Consider the following 12,298-nt stretch of genomic DNA (forward strand, 5'->3'; position numbering starts at 1 on the left):
TCAGACCCCTGTCTTGCTGAGGACTGTGGGCGCTTCCGCGGATTCGTGGAACTCGAGCTGGCGGCGCCGGTTGGGGATGAGTCCCTCGGGCCTGAAGCGCATCAGGAGTACGAGCGCGAGGCCGAAGGCGAGGAGCTGGTAGTCGCCGAGGAACTGCAGCTTGGCGGGGATCAGGTAGAGCAGCGCGGCGCCGACGAGCGGTCCGCTGATCGTTCCCATGCCGCCGAGGACGACCGCGGCCAGCAGGAAGGCCGAGTTCGGCGGGACGACGTGGGCGAACTGGTACTGCTCAGGCGTCACTGTGTAGGTGACGTGGGCCTGGACCGTACCGGCGAGGCCGGCGAGGGTCGCACCGAGAGCGAACGCGATGAGCTTGACCCGGAAGCCGTTGATGCCCATGGCGAGCGCAGCGGTCTCGTCCTCGCGGATCGCGATCCAGGCGCGGCCGATGCGGGAGTCACCGCTGCGGCGGAAGACCACCACGACGATCAGGGTGATCAGCAGCATCAGGAAGAAGTAGTTCGCGAATCGGCCGATGGTGACGCCGAAGATGCTGTGCTCGATTCCGAAGTCGAAGCCGAACATCTGCAGGTTCGGGATCGACGAGATGCCGTTGGACCCGTTGGTGATGTCGGGGCCGGAGGTGCCGTCGAGGTTGTTGACGGTGATCCGGAAGATCTCACCGAAGCCGAGCGTCACGATCGCGAGGTAGTCGCCGCGCAGTCGCAGGGTCGGGGCGCCGATGAGGACGCCGAAGACCATGGACGCGGTGGCGCCGACGAGGACCGCTCCCCAGAAGGGGAAGTGGACGTCGAACGGCGAGGAGGGCGATCCGGAGACCATGGCCGCGGCGTACGCGCCGACGCCGAGGAAGGCGACGTAACCGAGGTCGAGGAGTCCGGCGAGGCCGACGACGATGTTCAGACCGAGGGCGACGGTGGCGAAGATCAGGATGTAGACGCCGATGGTCGCGTACTGGTCGTCGGACTGCGTGAAGGGGAACGCGGCGGCCGTGGCGAAGGCGCCTGCCATCGTCACCGTGCGGTGCCGTGCGGTGAGCACGGACAGCTGGCTGACGAGGCCGGCCTTGAAGAGGGAGGCGAAGCCGAAACCGGCGGTGATGAGGAAGCCGATGAACAGCTCGTCGTACTCGGTGCCGATGCCGTACGTGAAGACGACCAGGCCGAGGCTGAGTGCCGCGACGATGATCAGGATCTCGACGTAGGAGGACATCTTGCGGGGGGCCGGTGCGGTGCCGCTGGCGAAGGCCGCCTTGAAGGTGGTGAAGGAGGCGCGGGCGTTGTGCCGGAACTGGTCCCAGCCGGCGTCGTCGGGGTCCGCCGGGTCGGGCTCTGGGCGCTCGAAGGGCAGCGCGAGGGCGCCGATGAGGGTGGCCAGGGTGGCGATTCCCGCGATGAAGCCGCCGGGCTCGAGGTTGGCGAGGCCGCCGAGCTGGTAGCTGATGGCGATCAGCGTGAACCAGGTGGTGGAGAAGGCGGCGAGTGCGGCGAGCCTGATGGAGCTGTCGGCCCCCGCAGGAGCGAGCCACTTCAGGCCCCTGACCCCGTACGAGGAGAGTCCGAACAGGGTGGTCAGTGCGCCCGCGACGAGGACGAGCCACTGGAGTCCGCCCGGGTATCCGTAGACGGTGAGGTCGCCGGGGAAGGCAGCGGTCCAGGTCCAGGCGAGGAACGCGGAGATGACGGTGAGAGCGCCGCCGCCGGTTGCCACCGCTCGCGCGATGTGCGGCGGGAGGGCGATGAGGCCCGTCTGTGCGCTGTCGGCCGGGGTACGCGGAGTGTCCGCGGTCGTGGTCTGTGTCGTCATCGGTGTCACGCCCTGTCCGCGACGCGCTCGCCGAGGAGGCCCTGTGGCCTGACGAGGAGCACGACGATGAGAAGTACGAAGGCCCAGACGTCGGCCCAGGACTGGCCGCCGAGCTGCTGCATGCCGGGGATGTCGTTGATGTAGGCCGTGGCCATGGTTTCGGCGATGCCCAGGGCGAGACCGCCGAGCATGGCGCCGTAGATGTTGCCGATACCGCCGAGGACGGCCGCGGTGAACGCCTTGAGACCGAGGATGAAGCCCATGCGGAAGTTGACTTCGCCGTACTTGAGGCCGTACGCGACGGCTCCGACGGCGGCGAATGCCGCACCGAGGGCGAACGCGACCACGATGATGCGGTCGGTGTTGATGCCCATGAGCTTGGCCGTGTCCGGATCCTGGGCAGTGGCCTGCATACCGCGTCCGGTGCGGGTCTTCATCACGAAGAAGGCGAGGATCGCCATGCAGATGGGGGCGGCTATCAGCAGGAAGACGTCACCGGTCTGGATGGTGATGCTGCCGAAGTGGAACGGGCCGCCGGGGATTTCGGGGAAGGTACGGGAGGACTTCGCCTCGGGGTACCAGGCCCACACCGCCTGCTGAAGGGCCAGGGAGAGGCCGATGGCGGTGATGAGCGGGGCGAGGCGGGGTGCGGTGCGAAGTGGACGGTAGGCGAAGCGTTCCGCGCCGACCGCGATGGTGGTGGCGACGATGATCGCTCCGACCAGCATGAGCGGCAGAGCCAGCCACATGGTGGTGCCGGTGGGAAGGATGAGCCAGACCGTGAGGGCCCCGAACCCTCCGGTCATGAAGATCTCGCCATGGGCGAAGTTGATGAGCTGGACAATGCCATAAACCATCGTGTAGCCGATGGCGACGAGCCCGTACATGGATCCCAGTAGCAGGCCGTTGACCAGCTGTTGCGGCAGTTCGTGCACCGCAGGTCCTCCGAGTCTTTCGACGGATGTGACACCGCGCGGGGCGCTTGTCTTGCGACGCCCCGCGCGGCAGGTGAGGTGTTACGGACTGACGATCAGCCGGCGAACGTGCCGGACTTGACGGCCTTCCAGGCAGTGCCCTCGTACTTGTAGACCGTGAGCTGCTTGTTGGTGGCGTCACCGAACTCGTCGAAGGCGACCTTGCCGGTCACACCGTCGAAGGAAACACCCTGCAGGGCCTCGATGACCTTGGCGCGGGCATCGGAGGGAAGCTTGCCGTCATTGCCCTCGACGACCTTCTTCACGGCCTCGATGATCGACCAGGCGGAGTCGTACGAGTAGCCGCCGTAGGCCTCGTAGGCCTCCTTGTAACCGGCCGCCTTGTAATTGGCCACGAAGTCCTTGGCCGAGGGGAGCTCCTCGACCGGCGCGCCGACCGAGGTGGCGAGGTCGCCCACGCCCTCCTTGCCGGAGAGCTTGATGAAGTCGGCACTGTAGATGCCGTCGCCGCCGGCGAGCGGGATCGCGGCACCCGACTTCTTGATCTGCTTGCTGAGCGGGCCCGCGACCGGGTACTCGCCGCCGTAGTAGACGACGTCGGCCTTGGAGCTCTTGATCTGGGTGACGACGGCCGCGAAGTCCTTGGTGTCAGGGTTCACGTGCTCGGTGCCCGCGACCTTGCCGCCGAGCTTCTCGAACTCCGCCTTGAAGGTGGCGGCGAGACCGGCGCCGTACGTCTTCTTGTCATCGATGATGAAGACGTTCTTCTTCTTGGCATCGTTGAAGAGGTACTGCGCGGCGAACGGACCCTGGATCGCGTCCGTCGTCGCGGTGCGGAAGTACGACTTGTACGGGCGAGCCTTCTCGCCGCCGTTCCACTTCGGCCCCTGGGTCAGGGCCGGGTTGGTGTTGGCGGGCGAGACCTGGGCGAGCTTCGCGTCGTCGAAGACCTTCTGCATGGACTCGGCCACGGAGGAGTTCAGCGGGCCGACGACACCGAGGACGTCCTTGTTGGCGACGAACTTGGTGGCGTTCTGCTGTCCGGAGGACGGCTGGGCCTGGTCGTCGAAGGCTTCCACCTTGAAGGTGATGCCGTTGACGTACTTCTTGGCGTTGGCCTGCTTGGCCGCGAGGTCGACAGAGTTCTTGATGCCGAGACCCAGAGCGGAGAGCTCACCGGTCAGCGGGGCATCGATGCCGATGACGACCGTGGTACCGCCGCCCTCGGCCCCACTGTTCTTGTCGTCGCGCGAGCCACAGGCGGTGAGCGACAAGGCTCCCGCGGTGAGCGCAGCCGTGATGGCTACTAGCGAACGTTGACGCACGATCAGTCCTTTCACCTGGCACGGCCGCCCCCCATGGGACGTACCGAGTCGAGCGCTGGAACCGAACTCTGAGGTAATCCGGCGGCGCGGTGACTGGCGGTGACTCTAAGCGCGGTATTGGGGGAGGTGGAGTGGTCTGGGCAATGATGTGACGCTCTTGTTATGCCGCGACGTAATGGATAGCGGATTTTCGAGGGTGGAACGGGGGAATTCAGGCCGGTTCGTCTTGTCCGCATGCTGAGAACGTGCAGGACCGTTCGTGGGTTTGAGTCCTGACATCTGACCTTGGTGGCACGCAGTGCCAACCGCTCTGGCCAGGTCTCGGGCGTACCGATCGCCCAGAATGTAACTGTGTTCTTGGATTGCACGAGCATTACGCAGTGTTACGTCAAGGAAAGGAAGCCCGGCATTCCGTGCCACTGTTCGGCATTCCGACACGTGAACCGTAACGAGTACTTTGCGTGGCTTTCCGGAACTCACAGTGAACGGCGTCACGGGATTGCTCGACACCCACAGACCTGCCGAGGTCTGGGTAATCCGCTCCACCGTGACCGGGGGTCCTGAGGTCGTACTGAACGTGACGGTGAAGTCGAACGAGTCGTCCGCTGCGACCGGCCGGGCGGGTGCCTCGTAGGCCAGCGCGACCGCTTGCGCCGGCCACGGCGTGGGCGGCGGCGGGGGCGGCGTCGGCCGGGTCACGTAGAGGTACGACGCTCCCGCGGCGAGGATCCCCGCCAGGGCGGCGGCAAGGAGGGCGGGGCGATGTCGCGCCGCGAAGTCGGCCGCCCGGCTGTTCGCCGGCCGAACCGGGGAGGGAGCGAAGTCGTCGTCCGGCGCGTACGTGCCATCGCCCGGCTCCACCGGGCCGACTCCGCTCATTGCCAGGGGCCTCCAGTCGGGGTCCCGCTACGGTAGCGCTCGGTGCACCGGGCTGCAGCCTGACTGTCGATCAACTTCCTTGCGGCCGCCTGCCCTTGGCGCCTCTGCTCGGCGCGGGCGGCGGCTGTCACGTCCAGCAGGATGCGGTTCTGCCCGTCGGACAGACCCATGGCCTGGTAGTCCAGGTTGGCCTGCTTCCCGCCGTCGAGCACGACCCGTGCCCAGTGGGATATCAGCTGCTGGCACAGCTTCTCCGGGGACGTCGTCCGAGGCGAGGGGGATGAACGGCCCTCGCCGCGCGAGCCGCCCCCGCAGCCGGCGAGGGCGGCGATCGCGAACGCGAGCGCGCACACGAGCAACAGCCCGCCCCGGGGCGGTGGTCCTGGCCTCATACGAGGAACGCTAGACGCCGGCCCGGGGCGCGACAATGGTCGGGACGGTCAGCCCCCGGCCGGACCCGCGGCATCGCGCAGCAGGCACGTCAGCCGGGCCGTGCAGACCCGCTTGTCCTGCTCGTCGGAGATGACGATCTCGTACGTCGCCGTGGAGCGGCCGCGGTGCACGGGTGTTGCCACGCCCGTGACCAGGCCGGACCGGACGCCACGGTGGTGCGTGCAGTTGAGGTCGACGCCGACGGCGATCTTGGTGGTCCCGCCGTGGAGCATCGAGCCGATCGAGCCGAGAGTCTCCGCGAGGACCGCGGAGGCGCCGCCGTGCAGCAGTCCGTACGGCTGGGTGTTGCCCTCGACCGGCATCGTGCCCACGACGCGCTCCGCCGAGACCTCGACGATCTCGACGCCCATGCGATTGCCCAGATCCCCGGCGGAGAACAGCGCGGGCAGGTCGACCCCGAGCGCTGCGTATACGTCGATGACCTCTTGCGGGAACTTCACGGTTCTCTGCTCGCCCATGGGGGTCCGGCTCCGATCTCGGTACGTTGCGTGCTGTGTGCACCGTCTTACCAGATGCCTGAGCGAACGCTTAGCGGGAGGTGCCTTTCCCGCGAGCGCTCCTCACGCGCGGCGCCCGGACCGTCACTGCGCGCGCTCGAAGCGGATCAGCACGGACTTGCTCGCCGGGGTGTTGCTGGTGTCGGCCGTGGAGTCCAGCGGGATGAGCACATTGGTCTCGGGGTAGTACGCGGCCGCGCAGCCCCTGGCGGTGGGGTAGTGCACCACCCGGAAGCCGGGGGCTCGGCGCTCCACGCCGTCCTTCCACTCGCTGACCAGATCGGTGTACGAACCGTCCGCGAGGCCCAGCTCCTGAGCGTCCTCCGGGTTCACCAGGACGACCCGGCGGCCGCCCTTGATGCCCCGGTAACGGTCGTCGAGACCGTAGATCGTGGTGTTGTACTGATCGTGCGAGCGCAGCGTCTGCAGCAGCAGCCGGCCTGCGGGCACCTCGGGGAACTCGACCGGCGCCGCCGTGAAATTGGCCTTCCCCGTGGCGGTGGGGAAGCGGCGCTCGTCGCGCGGGGCGTGGGGGAGTGCGAAGCCGCCGGGACGGGCGATCTTGGCGTTGAAGTCCTCGAAACCGGGCACCACGCGCGCGATGCGGTCGCGGATCGTCCCGTAGTCCTTCTCGAAGTCCTCCCAGGGCGTCGTCGAGGAGGGGCCGAGGACCGCGCGCGCCAGCCTGGTCACGATCGCCGGTTCGGAGAGCAGAAGGGGGCTCGCCGGGGTGAGGTTGCCGCGGGAGGCGTGCACCATGCCCATCGAGTCCTCGACGGTCACCACTTGCCGGCCGCCGGCCTGGATGTCCTTGTCGGTGCGGCCGAGGGTGGGCAGGATCAGCGCCCGGGTGCCTGTCACGGTGTGCGAACGGTTCAGCTTGGTCGACACATGAACGGTCAGGCGGGCCCGCCGCATCGCCGCCTCGGTGACCTCGGTGTCCGGAGTCGCCGCCACGAAGTTGCCGCCCATGGCGAAGAAGACCTTCGCCTCGCCGTCGCGCAGCGCCTGGATGGACCGTACGACGTCGAAGCCGTGGTGGCGCGGCGGGGCGAAGCCGAACTCCGTCTCCAGAGCGTCCAGGAAGGCGGGCGAGGGCCGCTCGAAGATGCCCATCGTGCGGTCGCCCTGAACGTTGGAGTGCCCGCGCACCGGGCAGACGCCCGCGCCCGGGCGGCCGATGTTGCCGCGCAGCAGCAGGAAGTTGACCACCTCGCGGATGGTCACCACGGCGTGCTTGTGCTGGGTCAGGCCCATCGCCCAGCACACGATGGTGCGCCGGGACGCAAGGACCATGGCGAGGGCGCGCTCGATCTCGGCCCGCCGAAGGCCGGTCGCGGCCAGCGTCTCGTCCCAGTCGGCGGCAGCGGCCGCCGCGGCGAACTCCTCGTACCCATGGGTGTGTTCGCGTACGAACTCCTCGTCGACCGCGCCCTCGGTCTCCAGGATCAGCTTGTTCAGCAGCCGGAACAGAGACTGGTCGCCGCCGATGCGGATCTGCAGGAAGAGATCGTTGAGAGCGGTCCCCTTGAGCATGCCCTGCGGCGTCTGCGGATTCTTGAACCGCTCCATACCGGCCTCGGGAAGCGGGTTCACCGAAATGATCTTCGCGCCCGCGTTCTTGGCCTTCTCCAGGGCGCTGAGCATCCGGGGATGGTTGGTGCCCGGGTTCTGCCCGGCCACGATGATCAGATCCGCCTGGTGGAGATCCTCCAGCGAGACGCTGCCCTTGCCGATGCCGATCGTCTCGGTGAGCGCCGAGCCCGAGGACTCGTGGCACATGTTGGAGCAGTCGGGGAGATTGTTGGTGCCGAACTCGCGGGCGAAGACCTGGAACAGGAAGGCGGCCTCGTTGCTGGTGCGGCCGGAGGTGTAGAAGAGCGCCTCGTCGGGGGAGTCCAGCGCGGTGAGCTCCTCGGCGATGATCGCGAAGGCCCGCTCCCAGCTGACTGGTTCGTACTGGTCCGCGCCCTCGGGAAGGTACATGGGCTGGGTGATTCGGCCCTGCTGTCCCAGCCAGTACCCGCTGCGGGAAGCAAGGTCCGCGAGGCTGTGCGCCGCGAAGAACTCCGGGGTCACCCGCCGCAGCGTCGCCTCCTCGGCGACCGCCTTGGCTCCGTTCTCGCAGAACTCCGCCGTGTGCCGCTTGTCGCTCTCCGGCCATGCGCAGCCCGGACAGTCGAAGCCGTCCTTCTGGTTGACCTTGAGGAGCGTCTGCGCACTGCGGCGCACTCCCATCTGCTGCTGAGCCATGCGCAGCGTGTGCCCGATGGCGGGGAGGCCCGCGGCCGCGTGCTGCGGGGCCGTGACCTGTGGCGCGTCCTGGACCGGATCACCTGCGGGCGGCTTGCTGGCCATCGCGCTCTCCCTCGAGCCTGCGTGTGCTGCGTACGCCTTTGATCCTGTCACGCTCTTCCCACGGTCGGGAATGTCAGTGGCACGTGGCAGGATCGTGGACGTGGCTGAGACAGCATCGAAGAAGACCGCAGACAACCGACCGCGCCTGCTCCTCATGGACGGGCACTCCCTGGCGTACCGGGCGTTCTTCGCGCTGCCCGCGGAGAATTTCACGACCGCGACCGGCCAGCCGACCAACGCCATCTACGGCTTCGCGTCGATGCTGGCGAACACGCTGCGCGACGAGTCGCCCACGCACTTCGCGGTGGCGTTCGACGTCTCCCGCAAGACGTGGCGCTCGCAGGACTTCCCCGAGTACAAGGCGAACCGCTCCAAGACCCCTGACGAGTTCAAGGGCCAGGTCGAGCTGATCGGCGAGCTCCTCGACACCATGAACGCCGTACGGTTCGCGGTGGACGGCTTCGAGGCCGACGACATCATCGCCACCCTCGCCACCCAGGCCGAGGCCGCCGGCTTCGACGTGCTGATCGTCACCGGGGACCGGGACTCCTTCCAGCTGGTCAGCGAGCACACCACCGTGCTCTACCCCACCAAGGGCGTCTCCGAGCTGACCCGCTTCACCCCGGAGAAGGTCCAGGAGAAGTACGGACTGACCCCCCAGCAGTACCCGGACTTCGCGGCCCTGCGCGGCGACCCGTCGGACAACCTGCCCGGCATTCCCGGCGTCGGTGAGAAGACCGCCACGAAGTGGATCAGTCAGTTCGGTTCGTTCGCGGAGCTGGTGGAACGCGCCGACGAGGTCAAGGGCAAGGTCGGCCAGGCCCTGCGCGACCACCTGGAATCGGTCAAGCTCAACCGCCACCTCACCGAGCTGGTACGGGACGTGGAGCTGCCGAAGTCCGTCGCGGACCTGGAGCGCGCTCCGTACGACAGGACCGCGCTCAAGGGGTTCCTGGAAGTACTGGAGATCCGGAACCCGAGCCTTCGCGAGCGGCTCCTCGCCGTCGACCCGGGCGCGCAGGAGGACGAGGCCCCGGCCCCCGCCGCGGGCGTCGAGCTGGACGGCACGGTCCTTGGCACCGGCGAGCTCGCCCCCTGGCTCCAGGAGCACGGCACCCAGCCGCTCGGCGTGGCCACCGTCGACACCTGGGCGCTGGGCACCGGCAGTGTCACCGAGATCGCGCTCGCTTCCGCCGCGGGCCCGGCCGCCTGGTTCGACACCACCCAGCTCGACGAAGCCGACGAGCGCGCATTCGCCGACTGGATCGCGGACGCGGACCGGCCCAAGGTCATGCACAACGCCAAGAACGCGATGCGGGTCTTCCCCGAGCACGGCTGGAGCATCGACGGCGTCACCATGGACACCGCGCTCGCCGCCTATCTGGTCAAGCCGGGCCGCCGCTCCTTCGCGCTGGACGCGCTCTCCGTGGAGTATCTGGGCCGCGAGCTCGCCCCCGCGGCTGCCGACGGCCAGCTCGCCTTCGGCTCGGAGGACGAGCAGGCCGAGGCCGACGCCCTGATGTCCCAGGCCCGCGCGGTCCTCGACCTCGGCGACGCCTTCACCGAGCGACTGGCCGAGGTCGGCGCGGCCGAGCTGCTGCACGACGTCGAACTGCCCACCTCCGCCCTGCTCGCCCGCATGGAGCGGCACGGCATCGCCGCGGACCGGCCCCATCTGGAGGCCATGGAGCAGCAGTTCGCGGGTGCCGTGCAGCAGGCCGTGAAGGAGGCGCACGCCTCCGTCGGGCACGAGTTCAACCTCGGCTCGCCCAAGCAGCTCCAGGAAGTCCTGTTCGGCGAGCTGAATCTCCCCAAGACCAAGAAGACCAAGACCGGTTACACCACGGACGCGGACGCGCTGGCCTGGCTGGCCACCCAGACCGAGCACGAGCTGCCGGTCCTCATGCTGCGCCACCGCGAGCAGGCGAAGCTGCGAGTCACCGTCGAAGGCCTGGTCAAGACGATCGCGGCGGACGGCCGGGTCCACACCAGCTTCAGCCAGATCGTCGCCGCGACCGGCCGCCTGTCCTCCACCGACCCGAACCTGCAGAACGTACCTGTGCGCACCGACGAGGGCCGCGCGATCCGCCGTGGCTTCGTGGTCGGCGAGGGCTTCGAGTCCCTGATGACGGCGGACTACAGCCAGATCGAGCTGCGCGTGATGGCGCACCTGTCGGAGGACGAGGGCCTGCTGGAGGCGTTCGCCTCCGGCGAGGACCTGCACACCACCGTCGCCTCACAGGTGTTCAGCGTGGACAAGTCCGCCGTCGACGCCGAGATGCGCCGCAAGATCAAGGCGATGTCGTACGGACTGGCCTACGGGCTCTCGGCGTTCGGCCTCGCCCAGCAGCTGAACATCGAGCCGGCCGAGGCACGCGGCCTGATGGACACCTACTTCGAGCGCTTCGGCGGCGTACGCGACTATCTGCACCGCGTCGTCGTGGAGGCCCGGGTGACCGGCTACACCGAGACGATGCTCGGCCGCCGCCGCTACCTGCCCGACTTGAACAGCGACAACCGCCAGCGCCGCGAGGCGGCCGAGCGGATGGCGCTCAACGCCCCGATCCAGGGCACCGCGGCGGACATCGTCAAGGTCGCGATGCTGAACGTCGACCGGGCGCTGAGGGAGGCGAAGCTCTCCTCCCGGCTGCTGCTCCAGGTCCACGACGAAATCGTGCTGGAGATCTCGCCGGGCGAGCGCGAGAGGGTTGAGGAGCTGGTCCGCAAGGAGATGTCCGCGGCGGTGTCGCTGAGCGCGCCGCTGGACGTCTCGGTGGGAGTGGGCGCGGACTGGGAGTCGGCGGCGCACTGACGTCGGGACCGCGCGGGCCGTCCGCCGGGGCTCTGCCCCGGACCCCGCTCCTCAAACTCCCCCAGACTTCGTCCGGGGGGACCCCCAAGGGGCTGGAGTTCAGCCCGTCCGGCGTTTGAGGACATGCGGCCGGAGGTCGCATTCGGGGGTCTGGGGGCTTGCCCCCAGTTCGGGATGGGGGTACCTCCCACGGCCGCCAGGCCGTAGGGGGAGGGCGGGGTGGGGCAAAGCCCGCAGCAGGCGCAGCCCCCGCCCTCAGACCCGCTCCACCGCGCGCCCGCGCAACCGCATCCCCGCCCCGTACACCACAAGCCCCACCGCCAGCCCCGCCCCCGCCCCGAAGCACGCCGTCGGGATGATGTCCAGGGGCGAGTCGGCCTGCCCGAAGTACGCGTACCAGCGCGCGCACCGCTGGATGACGCCGAGCAGCACGCACCCTGCCAGCAGCGCCGACGCGAGCCACCGGCCCCGTGCGTCGAGCAGCCGCACCGACGGGGGCGCCGTGACCGGGGGCTGCCGACGCAGCGCGGACGCCGCGAACCACACCAGCGCCACCAGACCCAGCACCGAACTGCTGTACTGCGCATACGAGAAGAGGGGCATCCCGGCCACCGTCTCGTTCAGGACCGGAAGCAGACGTGTGCCCCACTCGCCGTGATGGGTGAAGGCGTCCCACAGAACATGCGTGCTCGCGCCCAGCACCGCCGATACATAGAACCGCAGCGCCATGGCCACGGGCCGCCGGTCCGTGCGGTGCTGCGCACTCCCGCGTACGAACGCGTGAACACGTCCCTGCCAGGCGGTCGGCAGCAGTGCCAGCAGTGGCTCACGCACCATCACCCAGACCGCCACCAGCGCCGCCGTGATCGCCACGTCCACGGTCAGCACCCCGAGCGGGGCATGGGTGAACGTCCCGAACTCCATGCCGCCCGGGACGGCGGTGGCCGCGAAGTACGTCATGTCGGGGGCGAACGAGCCCATCACGAGCGCCGAGGCGAGCAGCGGTCCGCGCGCGGCCCCGTCCTTGCGGATGCCCGGCAGTACCGCCGCGGCATGGCTCAGCGTGAACGGCATGGTCGTGCCCCCTGGAACCCTTTGGACCCTTGTCGACCCTTATCGATCAACGACGCCAGTATGCGTGATGCTCGAACTCCGGCGTCGAACTCCGGGTTCGAACTCCGCACTGCGGGCGACCGGCAGGTGGCGAGCTGG

Annotated in this window: 8 protein-coding genes; 1 reads left to right on the forward strand and 7 read right to left on the reverse strand. The window is 68.7% G+C overall.

All coding sequences use genetic code 11. From position 1 onward, the window contains the following. The 6 genes from OOK40_RS07455 to OOK40_RS07485 form a co-directional block, all read right to left on the reverse strand. Nucleotides 1-1,827 carry a branched-chain amino acid ABC transporter permease gene (locus tag OOK40_RS07455; RefSeq protein WP_266477511.1) on the reverse strand — a complete coding sequence of 609 codons (1,827 nt, stop codon included), beginning with the start codon at nucleotides 1,825-1,827 and terminating at the stop codon, nucleotides 1-3. Between the two features lie 5 nt (nucleotides 1,828-1,832). Further along, entirely contained in the window at nucleotides 1,833-2,762 is a 930-nt protein-coding gene (locus tag OOK40_RS07460; protein ID WP_266477513.1) for a branched-chain amino acid ABC transporter permease, read from the reverse strand. Nucleotides 2,763-2,857: 95 nt separating this feature from the next. Next, the gene (locus OOK40_RS07465; RefSeq protein ID WP_266477515.1) at nucleotides 2,858-4,087 is read right to left on the reverse strand and encodes a branched-chain amino acid ABC transporter substrate-binding protein; all 1,230 of its coding nucleotides are present in this window, start codon (nucleotides 4,085-4,087) and stop codon (nucleotides 2,858-2,860) included. A gap of 875 nt (nucleotides 4,088-4,962) precedes the next feature. Beyond that, nucleotides 4,963-5,358, reverse strand: a complete 396-nt coding sequence (locus OOK40_RS07475; RefSeq protein WP_266477517.1) for a hypothetical protein — start codon at nucleotides 5,356-5,358, stop codon at nucleotides 4,963-4,965. Nucleotides 5,359-5,406: 48 nt separating this feature from the next. After that, a complete protein-coding gene (locus tag OOK40_RS07480; protein WP_266477518.1) occupies nucleotides 5,407-5,877 on the reverse strand; it encodes a PaaI family thioesterase in 471 nt (156 codons plus the stop codon). Nucleotides 5,878-6,000: 123 nt separating this feature from the next. Further along, on the reverse strand, nucleotides 6,001-8,274 hold the full coding sequence (locus OOK40_RS07485) for an FdhF/YdeP family oxidoreductase (RefSeq protein ID WP_266477519.1): 2,274 nt from the start codon (nucleotides 8,272-8,274) through the stop codon (nucleotides 6,001-6,003). Between the two features lie 100 nt (nucleotides 8,275-8,374). On the opposite strand from OOK40_RS07485, the gene polA reads away from it, so the two are divergent. Beyond that, nucleotides 8,375-11,086 (forward strand): DNA polymerase I, encoded by a 2,712-nt coding sequence (polA, locus tag OOK40_RS07490; RefSeq protein ID WP_266477520.1) that lies wholly within the window; start codon nucleotides 8,375-8,377, stop codon nucleotides 11,084-11,086. A gap of 255 nt (nucleotides 11,087-11,341) precedes the next feature. On the opposite strand, the gene OOK40_RS07495 is transcribed toward polA, so the two are convergent. Beyond that, nucleotides 11,342-12,160: a DUF4184 family protein gene (locus tag OOK40_RS07495; RefSeq protein ID WP_266477521.1), complete on the reverse strand. Its 819-nt coding sequence runs from the start codon at nucleotides 12,158-12,160 to the stop codon at nucleotides 11,342-11,344. Nucleotides 12,161-12,298: the final 138 nt, after the last annotated feature.

The sequence above is a fragment of the Streptomyces sp. NBC_01481 genome (genome assembly GCF_026339995.1).
GTDB lineage: Bacteria > Actinomycetota > Actinomycetes > Streptomycetales > Streptomycetaceae > Streptomyces.

Bases quoted from the DNA above. Each gene is read 5' to 3' on its own strand.
- OOK40_RS07455 (WP_266477511.1), bottom strand. From the start codon at position 1,827: ATGACGACACAGACCACGACCGCGGACACTCCGCGTACCCCGGCCGAC.
- OOK40_RS07475 (WP_266477517.1), bottom strand. From the start codon at position 5,358: ATGAGGCCAGGACCACCGCCCCGGGGCGGGCTGTTGCTCGTGTGCGCG.
- OOK40_RS07480 (WP_266477518.1), bottom strand. From the start codon at position 5,877: ATGGGCGAGCAGAGAACCGTGAAGTTCCCGCAAGAGGTCATCGACGTA.
- OOK40_RS07485 (WP_266477519.1), bottom strand. From the start codon at position 8,274: ATGGCCAGCAAGCCGCCCGCAGGTGATCCGGTCCAGGACGCGCCACAG.
- OOK40_RS07495 (WP_266477521.1), bottom strand. From the start codon at position 12,160: ATGCCGTTCACGCTGAGCCATGCCGCGGCGGTACTGCCGGGCATCCGC.